Below are 322 nucleotides of genomic sequence, written 5' to 3' on the forward strand. Positions count from 1 at the left end.
ATTTCGCGCCGCAGCTTCCTGGCAGCTGCCGGTGTCACCTCTGCCGCGCTGGCTCTGACAGCCTGCGGCGGCTCTTCCAGCTCCACGGCTGCATCTTCTGCAGCCAGCGGCGCTACCTCTGCTGCGGCTGGCACCGCACAGGGCGGCACCCTGAACATCATGCTGGAGACCGAGGTCCAGTCTCTGGACCCGCAGGTAGCCACCGTCGGCACCTCCTTTGAGGTCATCGCGGATTACACCGATGGCCTGATGCAGATGGATGCTGACGGTGCAGCAGTTCCCGCCATGGCGGAGACTTATGACATCAGCGAGGACGGCAAGA

General features: G+C 64.3%; 1 pseudogene. It reads left to right on the forward strand.

What is annotated here, in order from left to right:
- Positions 1–322, forward strand: a pseudogene (locus P0G09_RS16860) (peptide ABC transporter substrate-binding protein); the annotation flags it as partial.

The sequence above is a fragment of the Faecalibacterium sp. DFI.5.82 genome (assembly GCF_029076575.1).
Taxonomy (GTDB): domain Bacteria; phylum Bacillota; class Clostridia; order Oscillospirales; family Ruminococcaceae; genus Faecalibacterium; species Faecalibacterium duncaniae.